The organism is Burkholderia pseudomultivorans (genome assembly GCF_902499075.1).
Taxonomy (GTDB): domain Bacteria; phylum Pseudomonadota; class Gammaproteobacteria; order Burkholderiales; family Burkholderiaceae; genus Burkholderia; species Burkholderia pseudomultivorans.
In genome coordinates, this window is sequence record NZ_CABVPP010000025.1 from 1 (window position 1) to 18,530 (window position 18,530).

The 18,530-nt window shown below is 69.4% G+C and carries 17 protein-coding genes; 10 read left to right on the forward strand and 7 right to left on the reverse strand.

Annotation, left to right across the window (positions count from 1 at the left end; translation table 11 throughout):
• The 4 genes from BST28156_RS17685 to BST28156_RS17700 form a co-directional block, all read left to right on the forward strand.
• The coding region (locus BST28156_RS17685; RefSeq protein WP_174902920.1) for a tetratricopeptide repeat protein at positions 1-633 on the forward strand (633 nt) is incomplete at its 5' end.
• A 165-nt stretch (positions 634-798) separates the two neighbouring features.
• Complete coding sequence (locus BST28156_RS17690; RefSeq protein WP_174902921.1) at positions 799-1,719, forward strand: biotin--[acetyl-CoA-carboxylase] ligase; 921 nt, start codon at positions 799-801, stop codon at positions 1,717-1,719.
• Positions 1,716-2,504, forward strand: a complete 789-nt coding sequence (locus tag BST28156_RS17695) for a type III pantothenate kinase (protein WP_174902922.1) — start codon at positions 1,716-1,718, stop codon at positions 2,502-2,504. The genes BST28156_RS17690 and BST28156_RS17695 overlap by 4 nt, the downstream gene beginning before the upstream one ends.
• A gap of 162 nt (positions 2,505-2,666) precedes the next feature.
• Entirely contained in the window at positions 2,667-2,909 is a 243-nt protein-coding gene (locus tag BST28156_RS17700) for a hypothetical protein (protein ID WP_060246729.1), read from the forward strand.
• Between the two features lie 39 nt (positions 2,910-2,948).
• On the opposite strand, the gene rfaE2 is transcribed toward BST28156_RS17700, so the two are convergent.
• From rfaE2 to BST28156_RS17730, 6 genes are all read right to left on the reverse strand, one after another.
• Positions 2,949-3,434: a D-glycero-beta-D-manno-heptose 1-phosphate adenylyltransferase gene (gene rfaE2, locus BST28156_RS17705; RefSeq protein ID WP_060246727.1), complete on the reverse strand. Its 486-nt coding sequence runs from the start codon at positions 3,432-3,434 to the stop codon at positions 2,949-2,951.
• Between the two features lie 180 nt (positions 3,435-3,614).
• Positions 3,615-4,493: a hypothetical protein gene (locus tag BST28156_RS17710; RefSeq protein ID WP_009695773.1), complete on the reverse strand. Its 879-nt coding sequence runs from the start codon at positions 4,491-4,493 to the stop codon at positions 3,615-3,617.
• Between the two features lie 450 nt (positions 4,494-4,943).
• Positions 4,944-6,287 carry a patatin-like phospholipase family protein gene (locus BST28156_RS17715; RefSeq protein WP_059601021.1) on the reverse strand — a complete coding sequence of 448 codons (1,344 nt, stop codon included), beginning with the start codon at positions 6,285-6,287 and terminating at the stop codon, positions 4,944-4,946.
• Between the two features lie 24 nt (positions 6,288-6,311).
• Positions 6,312-7,061 (reverse strand): PhaM family polyhydroxyalkanoate granule multifunctional regulatory protein, encoded by a 750-nt coding sequence (locus BST28156_RS17720; RefSeq protein ID WP_174902923.1) that lies wholly within the window; start codon positions 7,059-7,061, stop codon positions 6,312-6,314.
• Between the two features lie 74 nt (positions 7,062-7,135).
• Positions 7,136-7,963: an enoyl-CoA hydratase/isomerase family protein gene (locus BST28156_RS17725; protein WP_174902924.1), complete on the reverse strand. Its 828-nt coding sequence runs from the start codon at positions 7,961-7,963 to the stop codon at positions 7,136-7,138.
• A gap of 113 nt (positions 7,964-8,076) precedes the next feature.
• On the reverse strand, positions 8,077-9,069 hold the full coding sequence (locus BST28156_RS17730; protein ID WP_174902925.1) for a fumarylacetoacetate hydrolase family protein: 993 nt from the start codon (positions 9,067-9,069) through the stop codon (positions 8,077-8,079).
• Positions 9,070-9,194: 125 nt separating this feature from the next.
• Here BST28156_RS17730 and BST28156_RS17735 point away from each other — a divergent pair, with 125 nt between their 5' ends.
• The 5 genes from BST28156_RS17735 (at position 9,195) to metH (ending at position 16,001) form a co-directional block, all read left to right on the forward strand.
• Entirely contained in the window at positions 9,195-10,061 is an 867-nt protein-coding gene (locus BST28156_RS17735) for an IclR family transcriptional regulator (RefSeq protein WP_060246715.1), read from the forward strand.
• A 102-nt stretch (positions 10,062-10,163) separates the two neighbouring features.
• On the forward strand, positions 10,164-11,441 hold the full coding sequence (locus BST28156_RS17740) for a DUF3108 domain-containing protein (protein WP_174902926.1): 1,278 nt from the start codon (positions 10,164-10,166) through the stop codon (positions 11,439-11,441).
• A 242-nt stretch (positions 11,442-11,683) separates the two neighbouring features.
• Positions 11,684-11,941 carry a BTH_I0359 family protein gene (locus BST28156_RS17745; RefSeq protein WP_009693455.1) on the forward strand — a complete coding sequence of 86 codons (258 nt, stop codon included), beginning with the start codon at positions 11,684-11,686 and terminating at the stop codon, positions 11,939-11,941.
• A gap of 229 nt (positions 11,942-12,170) precedes the next feature.
• On the forward strand, positions 12,171-13,241 hold the full coding sequence (locus tag BST28156_RS17750; RefSeq protein ID WP_060246711.1) for a homocysteine S-methyltransferase family protein: 1,071 nt from the start codon (positions 12,171-12,173) through the stop codon (positions 13,239-13,241).
• A 42-nt stretch (positions 13,242-13,283) separates the two neighbouring features.
• Positions 13,284-16,001, forward strand: coding sequence for a methionine synthase (gene metH, locus BST28156_RS17755; RefSeq protein WP_174902927.1), 2,718 nt, complete (start codon positions 13,284-13,286; stop codon positions 15,999-16,001).
• Between the two features lie 125 nt (positions 16,002-16,126).
• Here metH and BST28156_RS17760 read toward each other — a convergent pair whose 3' ends face one another.
• Complete coding sequence (locus tag BST28156_RS17760; protein WP_009693452.1) at positions 16,127-16,450, reverse strand: DUF1840 domain-containing protein; 324 nt, start codon at positions 16,448-16,450, stop codon at positions 16,127-16,129.
• Positions 16,451-16,650: 200 nt separating this feature from the next.
• Between BST28156_RS17760 and argS the strand changes: the two genes are divergently transcribed.
• Positions 16,651-18,432, forward strand: a complete 1,782-nt coding sequence (gene argS / locus BST28156_RS17765) for an arginine--tRNA ligase (protein ID WP_060246706.1) — start codon at positions 16,651-16,653, stop codon at positions 18,430-18,432.
• Positions 18,433-18,530 lie beyond the last annotated feature (98 nt).

Here is an 18,530-nt window from a genome sequence, read left to right on the forward strand (position 1 = left end):
GAGCCGCACGCGCTCGCGCAGCTGCGCGACCTCGCGCGCGCGGGTTCGGCCGCCGCGCAGGCGGCGCTCGGCATCGCGCTCGCCGACGCGCGCGAACCGGGGCTGCGCGACGAAGGGCGCGGCTGGCTGGAAACGGCTGCACAGGCGGAAGGTGCGGCCAACGCACCGGCCGCGCGGCGCGCGCAGCTTGCGCTCGGCAAGGCGCTGCTGCTCGGCAGCGGCGACGTCCCGAAGGACTATGCACGCGCGCACGCGCTGCTCGGTGCAGCGGCCGATCACGGCGATCCGGCCGCCGCGTACTACCTCGGGCTGATCTACCGCAGCGGCTACGGCACGGCCGCCGATCCCGTGCAGGCCGCGCACTGGTTCGAGATCGCGTCGCGCGCGGACATCCCGGCCGCGGATTTCATGCTCGCGAACGCGTACCGCGACGGCAGCGGCGTGCCGCGCGACGAAGCGCGCGCGCTCGCGCTGTACCAGCGCGCGGCCGAGCACGAGTTGCCGGAAGCCGTGCAGACGCTCGCGATGGCGTATCGCAACGGCGAACTGGGGCTGCGGCCCGACGCGGACGAGTTCCACGCGCAGTGGATCGAGACCGCGCATGCGTTGAAGCATCCGGTGGTGGCGCCGTGACGGTTCGGCGGGTTTAGCGCAACGCACGACGGCGGGCAGAACCGCAACGGCCCGACATGCCCGGCGTCCCTCGATCGATCCCTATGTTTCGGGACCGATCGAGGGACGCCGGTCGACGTGCGCCCGGCGCGCGCACCGCCGCCCCCTGTCGCTACAATAAGCGCCATGAACACCCCCACCTCCCCCGACACGCCCGAATCCGGCGCCGCGCACATCGCGCGCAACCGGCTCGACGCGCACCTGGACGCCGCGCCGCGCGCGTGGCCGCTCGACATCGTCGCCGCCACCGGCTCGACCAACGCCGACCTCGCCGCCCGCCTGAAGGCGCTGCCGCGCGCCGCGAACGCGCTGCCCGCGCCGCTCGTGCGCGTCGCGTTCGAGCAGACGGCCGGACGCGGCCGGCAAGGCCGGCCGTGGTTCGCGCAGCCCGGCAACGCGCTGCTGTGCTCGGTCGGCTGCATCGTGCCGCGCCCGGTCGACGCGCTCGGCGGCCTGAGCATCGCGATCGGCGTCGCGCTCGCCGAAGGACTCGCCGCCCTGCCGCTCGACACCCGCACGCGCGTCGCCGTCAAATGGCCGAACGACCTGCTGCTGACGGCCGACGACGACGGCACGCCGCGCATCGTCGGCAAGCTCGCGGGGATCCTGCTGGAAACCGTCTGGACCACCGCCGACGCCACCGCCGTCGTGATCGGCTTCGGCATCAACGTGCGCGGCGCGGAAGCCGTCGCGACGGAAGTCGATGCGCTGCGCGCCCGCGACGCCAGGCTGGCGAGCGGCCTGCCGCCGGCCGCGCTGTCGGCCGGATGGGCATCCGCGAACCTGACCGATACGCTCGCCGCGTCGCTGAACGCGCTCACGCCCGCGCTCGCGCAGTTCGCCAGCGACGGGCTCGCGCCGTTCCTGCCGCGCTGGCATGCACTGCATGCGTATGCGGGACGCGAAGTCGTGCTGCTCGAACAGGGCGTCGAGCGCGCGCGCGGCATCGCGACCGGCATCGACGCGGCCGGCCAGCTGCTGCTCGACACGCCGAACGGCCCGCAGGCGATCGCGGCCGGCGACGTCTCGCTGCGCGAAGCGCAATGAGCGAACCGCATCTGCTGATCGACGCCGGCAACAGCCGGATCAAGTGGGCGCTCGCCGATGCGCAGCGCACGCTCGTCGAGACGGGCGCATTCGGCCATGCGCGCGACGGCGGCACCGATCCGGACTGGGCGAAGCTGCCGCGCCCGCGCGGCGCATGGATCTCGAACGTCGCGGGCGCCGACGTCGCCGCGCGGCTCGATGCGCTGCTCGACGCGCACTGGCCGGGCCTGCCGCGCACGGCGATCCGTTCGCAGCCGGCCCAATGCGGCGTGACGAACGGCTATACGACGCCCGAGCAGCTCGGCAGCGACCGCTGGGCCGGCCTGATCGGCGCACGCGCGGCGTTCCCGGACGAGCATCTGCTGATCGCGACGTTCGGCACCGCGACGACGCTCGAAGCGTTGCGCGCGGACGGCCGCTTCACCGGCGGGCTGATCGCGCCGGGCTGGGCGCTGATGATGCGCGCGCTCGGCACCCACACCGCGCAGCTGCCGACGCTGACGACCGACATCGCGAGCGGGCTGCTCGCGGACGCGCAGGCCGAGCCGTTCCAGGTCGACACGCCGCGCTCGCTGTCGGCCGGCTGTCTGTATGCGCAGGCGGGGCTGATCGAGCGCGCGTGGCGCGATCTCGCCGCCGCGTGGCAGGCGCCGGTGCGGCTCGTGCTCGCGGGCGGCGCGGCCGACGACGTCGCGCGCGCGCTGACGCTGCCGCATACGCGGCACGATGCGCTGATCCTGTCCGGGCTCGCGCTGATTGCCGCGTCAACGGCGGCGCCGGCCTGACGCAAAGGCGTATCGAGCCTGCCCGCGCGAGCGACGATCAACGGCATAACGCCGCCGCGACGCCGGCACTGCCCGTGCAATCGCCGCACCGGCCGTCGCCGCAAACGGCAAAAAGCCGGCCACGTGGCCGGCTCGACTGAATGACGACAGGGAGTCTCGACGATGCTGCGCTGGCTAATCGCTGTTCTCTTTCTCGCCAACCTGCTCGCGGCCGCACTCGCGAACGGGCTGTTCGGCCCGCTGCCGGCGGCGGGCCCGCGCGAGCCGGGCATGCTGTCCCGCCAGGTACAGCCCGACGCACTGCATGCGATGCCGCTCGCGCAGGCGGTCGATCAGCCGGTCGTCGGCGGGCCGATCGCGCCGCCCGGCGTCGACGCCGAGCCGCTCGCGGCGCCCGCGCACTGACGGCGCACGGCCGCGACGCTTGCGGCTGCTCGCGACCGCTTACGGCTGCTGCGCGCGCACCTTCTTCAGCAGCGCCGTGGTCGAGCGGTCGTGCTCGAACGGAATCGCGAGCGCGCGACCGCCCCAGCCGCGCACGATGGCCGATTCCGGCAGCGCGTCCATGTCGTAGTCGCCGCCCTTCACGAGGATGTCCGGATGCACGGCCTCGATCAGCGACACCGGCGTCTTTTCCTCGAACTTCACGACCCAGTCGACGCTTTCCAGCGCCGCGAGCAGCGCCATCCGGTCGTCCTCGCGGTTGATCGGCCGGTCGTCGCCCTTGCCGAGCATGCGCACCGACGCGTCGCTGTTCACGCCGACGATCAGGCAGGCGCCGAGCGCCTTCGCGTCGGCGAGATAGGTCACGTGGCCGCGATGCAGGATGTCGAACACGCCGTTCGTGAACACGACGGGCGACGGCAGCGATGCGCGCAGCGCGACGAGGGCATCGCGGGTGATCAGCTTGCGTTCGAAGGAGACGGGCATGATGGAGGTCGGGCGGAATGGAAGATGGATGCGGCTGCGCGCCCGCAGGCGCCGGGCGGCCGCGCCAGATAAAAAGCCCGCCGGACGGGCCGGGCGGGCTTCACGTGGCTCACGCGATGCAGCGTGCGGCGCGCCGGCGGTGCATCGCGCCGGAGCCGCCGCTGCATACGGCGGCCGGCCTCAGGCCGGCTGCGCGGCCGACGACGGGCCGCCTTCGGACTGCAGGCGCCCCGTGACTTCCTTGCGATAGCGGTTCAGTTCCTGCGCGGTCGCGAACGTGCGCTCGAACAGGATAGACAGGTTGTGCAGGATGCGCTCGACGACCTTCTTTTCCCATTCGCCGTCGAAGCGGATCTGCTCGTCGAGCCAGCGCTCGAGCCATTCCGGATCGGGCAGGCGCGACTGCACGGTATCGCGCGGGAACAGCGCCTGGTTCACGTGCAGGTTGGTCGGGTGCAGCGGCTTCTCGGTGCGGCGCGCCGACGCCATCAGCACGCCGATCTTCGCGAACGCCGCACGCGCGACGTCGCCGCAGTTGTTCAGCGCCTTCTTCATGTAGCGCAGGTACGCGCCGCCGTGGCGCGCCTCGTCGCGCGAGATCGTCTCGTAGATGTGCTTGATGACCGGCTCCGTGTGCCAGTCGGCCGCGCAGCGGTACCAGTGGTTCAGGCGGATCTCGCCGCAGAAGTGCAGCATCAGCGTCTCGAGCGGCGGCGCCGGATCGAACTCGAAGCGCACCGCGTGCAGCTCCTCCTCGCTCGGCACCATTTCCGGCTTGAAGCGGCGCAGGTATTCCATCAGCACCAGCGAATGCTTCTGCTCCTCGAAGAACCACACGCTCATGAACGCGGAAAAATCGCTGTCGTGCTGGTTGTCGCGCAGGAACATCTCCGTGGCGGGCAATGCCGACCATTCGGTGATCGCGTTCATCTTGATCGTCCTCGCCTGCTCGTCGGTGAGCAGCGAAGCGTCGAACTTGTCCCACGGAATGTCCTTCTCCATGTCCCAGCGGACGGCTTCGAGCGACTTGTAAAGTTCCGGATAAAGCATGGTGTTCATGATGGTCCCGCCCCTGTTCTGCGCAATGCGACTTCTCTCAACGTGACTGTTGCCGCCAGGCGCGCACGCGCGCCTTTTGCAGCCAAGACTCTAATTTTACGCGTGAAACCAGCCCCCGGACGCGCGTTCCGCGTCCGGCAGCCGAGCGGCCGCGTCGCCGCCGTGGCGCACGCCGCAACCGCGCTCCGCTCGAACGGAACCGGCCGCGCGTGCCTGAGTGGGGGCCGGCGCCTGCCGGCTCGCTGGCGAACCCGTCCCCGGCTCCGGCGGGCCCCGGAGGGGTTCCCGTATGGACGCCGGCTCGGCGGGCTGCTCGATATGGTGTATTCGGCGGCGGCCATGATAGCACGCGTCCATGACGGATCCGAGAAGCCGACCCGGTCCCGTCCCGCCAATCGTGGTGCGGCGATCCGTCGCGGCCGCGCGTCGCGAAAATGCAACCCGATCGCATCAGACCCGCATTTCGCCGGCCGGACGGTCGTCGTCGGCGGGCATACCGGCATCGGGCATACCGGCATCGGGCATACCGGCTTCGGGCGTACCGGCTGCAAGTGCCGCCGCGGCACGCCCGCCCGCGGCACCCGAATCCGCCACGGCCATACCCGACGCAGCGGCACCGGCACCCGACCCGCCGCCGTCCGCCCTTGCGATCCAGTCCGCGAGCGTGTCGCGCTGCGCGCGCCCGTCGCGGTAGCCGAGCTCGATCAGCTCGCGCGTGAACGGTTCCTCGAACAGCAGATAGCTCGCGAACGACGAGCCGGCCGGCTGGCTGCCGCCGATCGCGCCGAGCAGCCCGCGCATCGTCGCCGGCATCTGCTTCAGGTGCTTCGCGGCAATCAGCTCGATGCGCTCGGACGGCGCGATCGCGAGCACGTCGACGTGCCGCCAGCCGCTGTCCACCTCGACCTGGTGCGGCAGGTGCTCGATCATCCGGTTGATGTGCTCGATGCGCTCGATGTCCGAGCCGATCGAATCGAGGAATACGCTCGCGAGCACCTGCTGGCCGATCTGCGCGAGCGTCGGATAGCCGCGCACGAGGCCCGCGCCGTTCGCGGCGGGGATCTCGGGCCGCGGATCGGCCGCGCCGATGACGACGATCCGGTCCGCGCCGAAGTGGATCGCCGGCGACAGCGGCGCGATCTGCCGGATCGAGCCGTCGCCGAAGTATTCGATCTGCCCGTCGAGCACGAGCGGCACGGCCGGAAACACGAACGGAATCGCCGACGACGCGAGCAGGTGCGACGCCGACAGATCGACGAGCCGCGCGGTGCGCTGCGCGCGCCGCCACGCCTGGATCGGTTCGGCCGCCTGGTAGAACGTCAGGTGACGGCCGCTCGAATAGCTGAGCGCCGTCACCGCGAGCGCGTGCAGCAGGCGCGCCTCGAGCATCTGCTCGATCCGGTGGAAGCTCAGCTCGCGCTGCAGCAGATGCGCGAGCGGCGTGTTGTCGAGCAGCCCGCGCGGCGAGCGGCGGGCGGCCCAGCCGAAGGTCATCGTCGCGAGCCAGCGCGCGCCGGCCGCGGCGATTCCGAGCCAGTCGGTGCGATAGACGTAGTCGGGACGCAGGTGCTCCCAGAATTCGAGCAGGCGCCGCACGCCGTGCGAGAAATCGTCCGCGTGGCTCGCGATCGACGTCGCATTGATCGCGCCGGCCGACGAGCCGCACACGACCGCGAACGGCAGCGTGTGCCGCTGCGGATCGGCCTCGCGCGTGATCTCGGCCAGCGCCTTGAGCACGCCGACCTGATAGGCGGCACGCGCGCCGCCTCCCATCAGTACGAGCGCGAGCCGCATGATCGACCTGCTACCGGCGGCGCGTCACGTCGAGCGCTTCGGCGGACGGGTTTCGGGCGACGAAGCCGCCGCCGCACGCGCCGCGGCCGAGCCGGCCGGCTTCGCACGCTTCGCGGCGGGCTTGCGCGGCGCGGCGGCTGCAGCAGCGGGCGCGGCCGCCGGTTCCGGCGCGGCGTTGCCCGCCGACTGCGCACCCGGTGCACCCGGCGCACCCGGCTGTATGCCCGGCTGCGCCATCGCCAGGCTGGCGAGCTGGTTGAACTGCGTCTGCAGCAGATTCCACCAGCCGGACGGGTCGAACGCCGCGTTCTGCGCGGCATCGCCATCCGCCGGCGCATTCGCGGCACCGGCGGCACCCGCAGCGGCGCCGGCATCCGGCGCGGCAGCCTTCGCGGCCGCGACGGCCGCGTCCTCGGCGGCCGACATCGAAGTTTGCGCGAACGCGCCGAACGCGCGCAGCGTCGCGAGCGTTGCGCGCTGCACTTCGAGCGCCTGGATTGCGGACTGCAGCATCCCGAGATTGAGTTTCAGCCACTGCTCGACCGCGCGCAGATCGGTGATGCGCTTGTCGAGTTCCTCGACGCTCGTGAGCGGCGCCATCATGTCGGACATGCTCGACAGCGACGGCGGCAGCCCCGACGCGGCGCCGGGAAACGGCGTCATCCCGCCGAACGGCGACATCCGGATCATGTCCCACATCCGGTCGAGCATATCGGCGGGCTTGAAGCCGGCAAAGCCGGCGAAAGGATTGGAGCCGGGGGTATCGGTGGTCATACGCGGATCCTGTTGACTGGGAAAGCACCGCGGCCGGCGTCTCGCGCGACCGCGTGGTTCGATCATAGCGCGCGTCAGAACGGCGCGTCGCCGGGGAACGCGGGCGGCCGGCGCTCGCGCAGCGAATGGATGCCCTCCTGAACGTCGGGCCCGGAAAAGCCCATGAATTCGAGCGCGAGCGACGCGTCGAAGGTCGGCCCGGCCGAGCGCAGCCAGTTGTTGAGCGCGTACTTGGTCCAGCGGATCGCCGACTGCGAGCCGTTCGCGAGCCGCTCGGCCAGCTCGTACGCCTTCGGCAGCAGGTCGGCCGGCTCGACCGCAAGCGACACGAGGCCGATGCGCTCGGCCTCCTCGCCGCTCACCGGCTCGCACAGCAGCAGGTAGTACTTCGCCTTCGCCATCCCGCACAGCAGCGGCCACACGATCGCCGCGTGGTCGCCGGCCGCGACGCCGAGCCGCGTATGGCCGTCGATGATGCGCGCGTCCTTCGCGGCGATCGAGATGTCGGCGAGCAGCCCGGCGACGAGCCCCGCGCCGACCGCCGGCCCGTGCATCGCGGACACGATCGGCTTGCTGCAGTTGATCACGTTGTAGACGAGGTCGCGCGCCTCGCGCCAGACGCGCGCGCGCACGTCGAAGTCGTTCGCCATCGCCTCGACGAGCGCGAGGTCGCCGCCCGCCGAAAAGCCCTTGCCCTCGCCGCGGATCACCGCGACGCGCGTGTCGGGATCGCGATCGACGTCGCGCCAGATGTCGGCCAGTTCGCGATGCATGCGATCGTTCGCGGTCGCGAGACTGCTGCGGTTCACGCCCTCGCCGCTCATCACGATATCGAGCACGCCGTGTTCGCGGCGTGTCACCTTCAGTGCTTGATAACCGCTGTAGGCGGCGAGATCGGCCATGCGCTGCTCCTTGCTGGGCTGTTGGATCGAGTGTAGCCAAGCCCGCGCGGGCAAACATCGGGCGAAACCCGGCGCGCGGGCCGAGGCCGTGTCTCGCCGTGGCGGCGAACGCGTCAGGCTGCGCCGTCGGGCGGTGCGACCGACTGCTCGATCGCGCCGAAGATCGACTTGCCGGCCGCATCGAACATCTCGATGCGCACCGTATCGCCGTAGCGCATGAATTCCGTCTGCGGCGCGCCGTGCTCGATCGTCTCGAGGCAGCGCTTCTCGGCGATGCAGCAGTAGCCGCGCTTCGCGTCCTTGTTCGACACGGTGCCCGAGCCGACGATCGTGCCCGCGCGCAGGTTGCGCGTCTTCGCCGCGTGCGCGATCAGCTGGCCGAAGTGGAACACCATGTCGGTGCCCGCATCGGGCTGGCCGACCTTCTTGCCGTTCCAGTGGACGATCATCGGGCGGTGCACGCGGCCTTCGCTCCACGCGTCGCCGAGTTCGTCGGGCGTCACCGCGACCGGTGCGAACGCGGTCGCCGGCTTGCTCTGGAAGAAGCCGAAGCCCTTCGCGAGCTCGGCCGGAATCAGGTTGCGCAGCGACACGTCGTTTACCAGCGTGACGAGCCGCACGGCCTTCAGCGCATCGTCGGGCGTCGCGCTCATGCGCACGTCGCCGGTGATCACGGCGACTTCCGCCTCGAAATCGATGCCCCACTCCTCGGACGGGCACACGACGTCGTCGCGCGGACCGATGAAATCGTCGCTGCCGCCCTGGTACATCAGCGGATCGGTCCAGAACTCCGGCGGCATCTCCGCGCCGCGCGCACGCCGCACCAGCTCGACGTGGTTCACGTACGCGGAGCCGTCGGCCCACTGGAACGCGCGCGGCAGCGGCGCCATGCAGTTGGCCGGGTCGAAAGCGAACGCATGGCGCGCGCGGCCGTGGTTCAGCGCGTCGTACAGGTCGCGCAGCTGCGGTGCGTAGAACGCCCAGTCGTCGAGCACGCGCTGCAGCGTCGGCGCGATCGTGTCGGCAATCGCCGCGGTGTGCAGGTCGCGCGATACGACGATCAGCTGGCCGTCGCGCGTGCCGTCCTTCAGCGAAGCAAGTTTCATAAGGGGGAATCTGCCGTTGTAGTGACGATGGAAGGAATCTATTTTACGATGGTGAATCCGCGCGGCGCGACGATGATGTGCGCCGCTTCCGTCCCGACCCTTGCCGCGTTTCGCGCCTGCAGCCCATGCCCGCCAGCCAGCTTCCCGACGACGATCTCGCCGAACCCGACACCGACGACGCCGCTGCCGGCGAAAACGGCGAAAAGGTCCGCTCCGGCATCCAGTCGATCGAGGTCGGCTTTCGCCTGCTCGACGTGCTGACGAGCGAGCCGCGCGCGATGATGCTGCGCGATCTCGCGCAGCGCGCGGGCATGAGCCCGGCGAAGGCGCATCGCTACCTGGTCAGCTTCTCGCGGCTCGGCGTCGTGTCGCAGGATCCGGTGTCGGGCCGCTACGAACTCGGCGGCTTCGCGCTGCAGATGGGGCTCGCGCGGCTCGCGCGCGTCGACGGCGTGAAGCTCGCGCGGATCGCGCTGACCGAATTCCGCGACCGCCTCGACCAGACGGTCGGCATCGCCGTATGGGGCAACCAGGGGCCGACGATCGTGCACTGGATGGAGTCGAGCCATCCGGCGAAGGCGTCGCTGAAGCTCGGCGACGTGATGCCGCTGCTCGGTTCCGCGACGGGCCTGCTGTTCGCCGCGTACCTGCCGCGCAGCAAGACTGCCGCGATGCTCGAGCGCGAACTCGCCGATACGCGCCGTTCGCCGCATCATGGCGGCCCGCGCACGCTCGACGAGGTCGAGACGGTGCTCGCCGACGTGCGCGCGCATCAGGCCGCGCGCGTCGAAGGGATGCTGCTGCCGACGATCCACGCCTTCTGCATGCCCGTGTTCGACGCGGTCGGCGAGCTGGCACTCGCGATCGTCGCGCTCGGGCAGGAAGGCTCGTTCGACATCGCGTGGGGCGGCGAGATCGACACCGCGCTGCGCGCCACCGCGCAAAAACTGTCGTACGAACTCGGCTATAGTCCCGACGCGCGCGACGATTGACGCATATGACGCGCCGCGAACGCGCGGCGCATCCGACGGTCCGATTCCTGTGGCGCAACCGCGCCGGATGCCACGCGCGCTCCAACCCCGTTCCGACTGCCGATGCCGCCTGCCGACGCCCGCCCCCGCTTCGCCCTGCCCCGCCGCTGGCTGCGCGCGGGCATTGCGCTCGTCGTCGTGCTGGTGCTGCACGCGCTCGCCGCGCTGTGGCTGATGCGCAATCGCGATGCGTTCACGCCGACGCCGCCTGCCGAAGTGCCCGTGCAGATCGAGCTGCTGAAGCCGCAGCCGATCGAGCGGCAGCCCGCGCCGCAACCGGTTGCACCGGCTGCACCGGCAGCGCCGAAGCCGGCCGCGCCGAAGCCGGCCGCGCCGAAACCCGCCGCGCCGAAGCCCGCGCCGCCGCAAGCGCCGGTCCTCACATCGACACAGACCGCCGATAACGGCGTGCCGCCGCCGTCGGCCGCATCCGCGGCGAGCGGCGTACCGGGCGCATCAGGCGCGTCGGGTGCGCAAGCCGCATCGGCCACCGCCGGCGCGAGCGCCGCCGCAACGCCCGGCCCGGCGACGAGCGGCGTGAAATTCTCCGCGCCGCCGTCCGGCGACCTGCAGTACGACACGTTCTACAACGGCATGCAGAACATGATCGGCACGATCCACTGGCGCACCGACGGCCGGACCTACGACCTGGCCGTCTCGATGCCCGTGCCGTTCGTCGGCCCGTTCAGCTATCGCAGCGAGGGCCGCATCGATGCGTTCGGCATCGCGCCCGACCGTTACGTCGAGAAGCGCGGCCGGCGCCCCGAGGACATCGCGATCTTCAACCGCGAGATCCGCCAGGTGGTGTTCACGCGCACGCCGAACAACGCGCCGCTGCCCGACGGCGTGCAGGACCGCTTCAGCATGCTGATGCAATTGTCGGGCCTCGTGCGCGGCAATCCGGCCGCGTACAAGCCGGGCGTCACGCAGCAGTTCTTCGTGATCGACAACAACAGCGGCGAGACGTGGCCGATCACGGTGATCGGCGACGAGCAGGTGCAGACGCAGGCCGGCATCGTGCAGGCGCGGCACTTCATGCGCCTGCCGCGCCGCGACGGCGACACGCGCCGCATCGACATGTGGCTCGCGCCGTCGCTCGGCTGGCTGCCCGCGCGGCTCGTGCAGACCGAGCCGAACGGCGCGCAGATCGAGCTGCTGTGGCACGGACGGCTCGCGCCGCCCGCGGCGGACGCAACGAACGCGCCTGCCGCCGCGTCGTCGCCGGAAGCGGCGCCACCCGCCGCGTCTGCGGTACAGCCGGCACAACCGGCGCCGCCGCCCGCCGTACAGCCGCCCGCCGAGCCGCCCGCACCGCCCGCGTCGTCGCCCGCAGCCCCCTGAATGCCGGCGAATCGGCAAATTCGACCGATTGCAATATCCGGTGAAATAGCCGATGACACTCTTTAACAACTATTTCAGTCCACGGGCACACAATGGGAAACGTTTCATAGACATCGGCTTCTAACCGATACACCCCACGCGAACGGGAACGGGGTGTGCAGCGCAAGCCCCTTGAAACCGGCAAAGCCTGCCCCACCTAGGGGACAACAAGGCCAGATGCCACTGCGAAGAGGAGTGCCGCCATGCAAATGATCTACAACAGCCCCAACTACTGCGTCGTCGAATTCGCGCCGCAGGCCGGCCACCATCTGATGAATGCCGGCGGATACGAAATCGTCGACAAGAACGCGCAGCGCGAAATCTTCATCGACGGCGAGCTTGCCGAACGATTCCGCGCCCACGTGAAGCAACTGATCGAGGAAGAACCGTCGCTCGACGAAGTCGACGAGTTCCTCGGACAATTCGACAGCCTGATGATGATGCCCGTCGTCCTGCACTGACGACCACGGCCCGGCGCTCGCGCGACCGGGCCATTCGCCGCGCATCCGCACGCGGCTCGCGAGCACTCCGATCACGCCCCCGCCCGGTTCGCCGGGCGGGGGTTTTCATTTGGCGCACCGGCGCGCGCGACACGTCATCCGCACGTCATACGCCCGGCCGCGCGAGCCCGGGCGGCGGCCGGGCGCACCGGCTACAATGTCGGTTTTCCCGTTTTCGCGCTCTTCCGCCATGTCTGCGTCCCCTCTCGCCGCTTCCGCCGCCCCGCTCGACGCGTCCTACACGCGCGGCGCCGAACTGCCCGCGCTGCTGAAGTCGCGGATCCTGATCCTCGACGGCGCGATGGGCACGATGATCCAGCGCTACAAGCTCGACGAAGCCGCGTATCGCGGCGAGCGCTTCAAGGATTTCGCGCGCGACATCAAGGGCAACAACGAGCTGCTGTCGATCACGCAGCCGCAGATCATCCGCGAGATCCACGACCAGTACTTCGCGGCCGGCGCGGACATCGTCGAGACCAACACCTTCGGCGCGACGACCGTCGCCCAGGCCGACTACGGGATGGAAGACCTCGTCGTCGAGATGAATGTCGCGTCGGCGAAGCTCGCGCGCGAGTCGGCGGCGAAATACGCGACGCCCGACAAGCCGCGCTTCGTCGCCGGTGCGATCGGGCCGACGCCGAAGACGGCCAGCATCTCGCCGGACGTCAACGATCCGGGCGCGCGCAACGTCACGTTCGACGAGCTGCGCGCGTCGTACTACCAGCAGGCGAAGGCGCTGCTCGACGGCGGCGTCGACCTGTTCCTGGTCGAGACGATCTTCGACACGCTGAACGCGAAGGCCGCGCTGTTCGCGCTCGACGAGCTGTTCGAGGACACCGGCGAGCGCCTGCCGATCATGATCTCGGGCACCGTCACCGACGCGTCGGGCCGCATCCTGTCCGGCCAGACGGTCGAGGCGTTCTGGAATTCGCTGCGCCACGCGAAGCCGCTCACGTTCGGCCTGAACTGCGCGCTCGGCGCGGCGCTGATGCGCCCGTACATCGCCGAGCTCGCGAAGCTGTGCGACACCTACGTGTCGTGCTACCCGAACGCGGGCCTGCCGAACCCGATGGCCGAGACCGGCTTCGACGAGACGCCGGACGTCACGTCGGGCCTGCTGAAGGAATTCGCGCAGGCCGGGCTCGTGAATCTCGCGGGCGGCTGCTGCGGCACGACGCCCGAACACATCGCCGAGATCGCGAAGGCGCTCGCCGACGTGAAGCCGCGCCGCTGGCCGAGCCAGTACGGCAACGACGCCTGACCCGACCGCCCCACGCTCTTCATCACACGAATTCGCACCGCCATGACCGATCACACGATGCGCCTTGCCGGCCTTGAGCCATTCAACGTCACGCCCGGGACGCTCTTCATCAACGTCGGCGAACGAACCAACGTCACCGGCTCGAAGGCATTCGCGCGGATGATCCTCAACGGCCAGTTCGACGAGGCGCTCGCCGTCGCGCGCCAGCAGGTCGAGAACGGCGCGCAGGTGATCGACATCAACATGGACGAGGCGATGCTCGATTCGAAGGCGGCGATGGTGCGCTTCCTGAACCTGATCGCGTCGGAGCCGGACATCGCGCGCGTGCCGATCATGATCGACTCGTCGAAGTGGGACGTGATCGAGGCCGGCCTGAAATGCGTGCAGGGCAAGGCGATCGTGAACTCGATCTCGCTGAAGGAAGGCGAGGACGCGTTCCGCCATCACGCGAACCTGATCCGCCGCTACGGCGCGGCCGCCGTCGTGATGGCGTTCGACGAGAAAGGCCAGGCCGACACGTTCGAGCGCAAGACCGAGATCTGCAAGCGCTCGTACGAGTTCCTCGTCAACGAGGTCGGCTTCCCGCCGGAAGACATCATCTTCGATCCGAACATCTTCGCGGTCGCGACCGGCATCGAGGAGCACAACAACTACGCGGTCGACTTCATCGAGGCGACCCGCTGGATCAAGCAGAACCTGCCGTACGCGAAGGTGAGCGGCGGCGTGTCGAACGTGTCGTTCTCGTTCCGCGGCAACGACCCGGTGCGCGAGGCGATCCACACCGTGTTCCTGTATCACGCGATCCAGGCCGGGATGGACATGGGCATCGTGAACGCGGGCCAGCTCGGCGTGTACGCGGATCTCGACCCGGAACTGCGCGAGCGCGTCGAGGACGTGATCCTGAACCGCCGCGACGATTCGACCGACCGCCTGCTCGAGATCGCCGACAAGTTCAAGACCGGCGCCGCGAAGAAGGAAGAGAACCTCGAGTGGCGCAACCAGCCGGTCGAGAAGCGGCTCGCGCACGCGCTCGTGCACGGCATCACGAACTTCATCGTCGAGGACACCGAAGAAGCGCGCGCGAAGATCGCCGCCGAAGGCGGCCGCCCGATCAACGTGATCGAAGGGCCGCTGATGGACGGGATGAACATCGTCGGCGACCTGTTCGGCCAGGGCAAGATGTTCCTGCCGCAGGTCGTGAAATCGGCGCGCGTGATGAAGCAGGCCGTCGCGCACCTGATCCCGTTCATCGAGGAAGAAAAGCGGCTGCTCGCGGAAGCGGGCGGCGACGTGCGCGCGAAGGGCAAGATCGTGATCGCGACCGTCAAGGGCGACGTGCACGACATCGGCAAGAACATCGTGTCGGTCGTGCTCCAGTGCAACAACTTCGAAGTGGTCAACATGGGCGTGATGGTCCCGTGCAACGAGATCCTCGCGAAGGCGAAGGTCGAGGGCGCGGACATCATCGGGCTGTCGGGGCTGATCACGCCGAGCCTCGAGGAAATGGCGTACGTCGCGTCGGAAATGCAGCGCGACGACTACTTCCGCGTGAAGAAGATTCCGCTGCTGATCGGCGGCGCGACGACCTCGCGCGTGCACACGGCAGTGAAGATCGCGCCGAACTACGAAGGCCCGGTCGTCTACGTGCCCGACGCGTCGCGCTCGGTGTCGGTCGCATCGAGCCTGCTGTCCGACGAGGGCGCGGCGAAGTATCTCGACGAGCTGAAGTCCGACTACGAGCGCATCCGCGACCAGCACGCGAACCGCAAGGCGCAGCCGATGGTCACGCTCGCCGAGGCGCGCGCGAACAAGACGAAGATCGACTGGGCGAACACGACGCCGGTGAAGCCGAAGTTCATCGGCCGCCGCGTGTTCCGCAACTACGACCTGAACGAGCTCGCGAACTATATCGACTGGGGCCCGTTCTTCCAGACCTGGGATCTCGCGGGCCCGTACCCGGCGATCCTGAACGACGAGATCGTCGGCGAATCGGCGCGGCGCGTGTTCTCCGACGCGAAATCGATGCTCGCGCGCCTGATCCAGGGCCGCTGGCTGACCGCGAACGGCGTGATCTCGCTGCTGCCGGCGAACACGGTCAACGACGACGACATCGAGATCTATACCGACGAATCGCGCTCGGAAGTGCTGCTCACGTGGCGCAACCTGCGTCAGCAGAGCGTGCGCCCGGTGGTCGACGGCGTGATGCGGCCGAACCGCTCGCTCGCCGATTTCATCGCGCCGAAGGAATCGGGCGTCGCCGACTACATCGGGATGTTCGCGGTGACGGCCGGCATCGGCGTCGACGCGAAGGAAAAGCAGTTCGAAGCCGATTTCGACGACTACAGCGCGATCATGCTGAAGGCGCTCGCAGACCGCTTCGCGGAAGCGTTCGCCGAAGCGATGCATGCGCGCGTGCGCCGCGAACTGTGGGGCTACGCGAGCGGCGAGACGCTCGACAACGACGCGCTGATCGCTGAAAAGTACACGGGCATCCGCCCGGCGCCCGGCTATCCGGCCTGCCCCGACCACCTCGTGAAGCGCGACATGTTCGCCGCGCTGCAGGCGGACGAAATCGGCATGAGCGTGACCGATTCGCTGGCGATGCTGCCGGCCGCGAGCGTGTCGGGCTTCTACCTCGCGCATCCGGACAGCACGTACTTCTCGGTCGGGAAAATCGGCCAGGACCAGCTCGAGGACTACGCGAAGCGCATGGCGCTGTCGCTCGACGACGCGCGCCGCGCGCTCGCGCCGCAGCTCTGAGCGCGTCGCCCCGGCATTCGCGGCCGGGGCGCGCACCGCGATTTTCGTCAGACAAAATAAAAAGCCCGCTCGAAAGCGGGCCTTCGGTTTCCTTTCTTTCCTTTCGGACTACCGGGAAAACGGGCTCAGAAGCCCCAGTGCACGTCGGCCTCGCCGGCCTTCGCTTCGCGCAGCATGGTCAGGAACGGCGCGACGCGCTGGGCCAGGCTCGGCGGCACTTCGTGGTGCGCGTGATCGGCGTCGTCTTCGTGGAAGTGGCCCGCGTGCTCCGCGCGCTCCTGCTTCGCCTGCGCGACGGCGCCTTCCAGCTTTGCGATCGCGTGGTCCAGTTCGTCGTGCGTAATCACGCCGCGCTCGCCCAGTTGCTTGCCGACCAGACCCAGCACGTATACGGCGAAATCCTTCAGCACGTCGAGATCCTGTGCCGCCTTGCTCTTGAACGTAATCATGACAATTCCCTTTTCATCTTGTTGTGCCTGCGCAGCGCGGTTGGGGGACGCCGGCAGACCGGCGTCCGGCCTCGCGGACGCGGGGCGCCTGAGCGGCATATTAGCACCTGTTAAAATTCTGCGATCCCTGAAACGCGCGCTTAAAAAGCGCGCCGGCGGCCCGGCCTTCCCGGCCGCCACCAACGAAGCCTTCTACCAGCATGCTGCCAGCACACAAACAGACCCTCGAAGCCCTGCTCGCGGATAGCGTCAAGCAGGTCGCACACGCGCTGAAAGGCGCCGACTCCGCGTTCGTCGCCCCGACCATCACGCTGGAGCGCCCGAAGGTCGCCGCGCACGGCGACGTCGCGTGCAACGTCGCGATGCAGCTCGCCAAGCCGCTCGGTGCGAACCCGCGCCAGCTCGCCGAGAAGATCGTCGCCGAGCTCACGGCCCGGCCGGACGCGCAAGGGCTCGTCGAGGCCGCCGAGATCGCCGGCCCGGGCTTCATCAACCTGCGCCTGACGGCCGCCGCCAAGCAGGCCGTGGTCGCCGCGGTGCTCGCGCAGGGCCGCGCATTCGGCACGTCGGAGCGCGAAAAGGGCAAGCAGGTGCTGCTCGAATTCGTGTCGGCGAACCCGACCGGCCCGCTGCACGTCGGCCACGGCCGCCAGGCCGCGCTCGGCGACGTGCTCGCGAACGTGATCGCGAGCCAGGGCTACGCGGTGCACCGCGAGTTCTACTACAACGACGCGGGCGTGCAGATCGGCAACCTCGCGATCTCGACGCAGGCGCGCGCACGCGGCCTGAAGCCCGGCGACGCGGGCTGGCCGGAAGCCGCGTACAACGGCGAATACATCGCCGACATCGCGCGCGACTACCTGAACGGCGAGACGGTCGCCGCGAAGGACGGCGAGCCGGTCAAGGGCGCGGGCGACGTCGAGGACCTCGACGCGATCCGCAAGTTCGCGGTCGCCTACCTGCGCCACGAACAGGACATGGACCTGCAGGCGTTCGGCGTGAAGTTCGACCAGTACTACCTGGAGTCGTCGCTGTACAGCGAAGGCCGCGTCGAGAAGACGGTCGACGCGCTGATCAAGGCCGGCATGACCTACGAGCAGGACGGCGCGCTGTGGCTGCGCACGACCGACGAAGGCGACGACAAGGATCGCGTGATGCGCAAGTCGGACGGCACGTACACGTACTTCGTGCCGGACGTCGCGTACCACGTGACGAAGTGGGAGCGCGGCTTCACGCAGGTGATCAACATCCAGGGCTCGGACCACCACGGCACGATCGCGCGCGTGCGCGCCGGCCTGCAGGGGCTGCACATCGGCATCCCGAAGGGCTATCCCGACTACGTGCTGCACAAGATGGTCACCGTGATGCGCGACGGCCAGGAAGTGAAGCTGTCGAAGCGCGCGGGCAGCTACGTGACGGTGCGCGACCTGATCGAATGGTCGGGCGGCGCGGCGCCGGGCCAGGAAGCGGCGCCCGACCTGATCGACGAGGCGACCATCACGCGCGGCCGCGACGCGGTGCGCTTCTTCCTGATCTCGCGCAAGGCCGACACCGAGTTCGTGTTCGACATCGACCTCGCGCTGAAACAGAACGACGAAAACCCGGTCTATTACGTCCAGTACGCGCATGCGCGGATCTGCTCGGTGCTCAACGAGCTGAAGTCGCGCTACAACGTCGAGGTGGCGCAGCTGCCGGGCGCCGACCTGTCGCAGCTCACGAGCCCGCAGGCCGCATCGCTGATGCAGAAGCTCGCCGAATATCCGGACATGCTGACGCACGCCGCGAACGAGCTGGCGCCGCACGCGGTCGCGTTCTACCTGCGCGATCTCGCTGGCGAATTCCACTCGTTCTACAATGCGGAGCGCGTGCTGGTCGACGACGAAGCGCCGCGCAATGCGCGCGCCGCGCTGCTCGCCGCGACCCGGCAGGTGCTCGAGAACGGTCTGGCGATGCTCGGCGTGTCCGCGCCCGCCAAGATGTAAGCGGCCCGAAGCGGGCTGCGAACGGCCGCGGCAGGCGCGCCTGCCGCAGGGGCGCCTGCCGCGGCACTTTCACGATTCTTTTTGCAGGTGACTCAAGC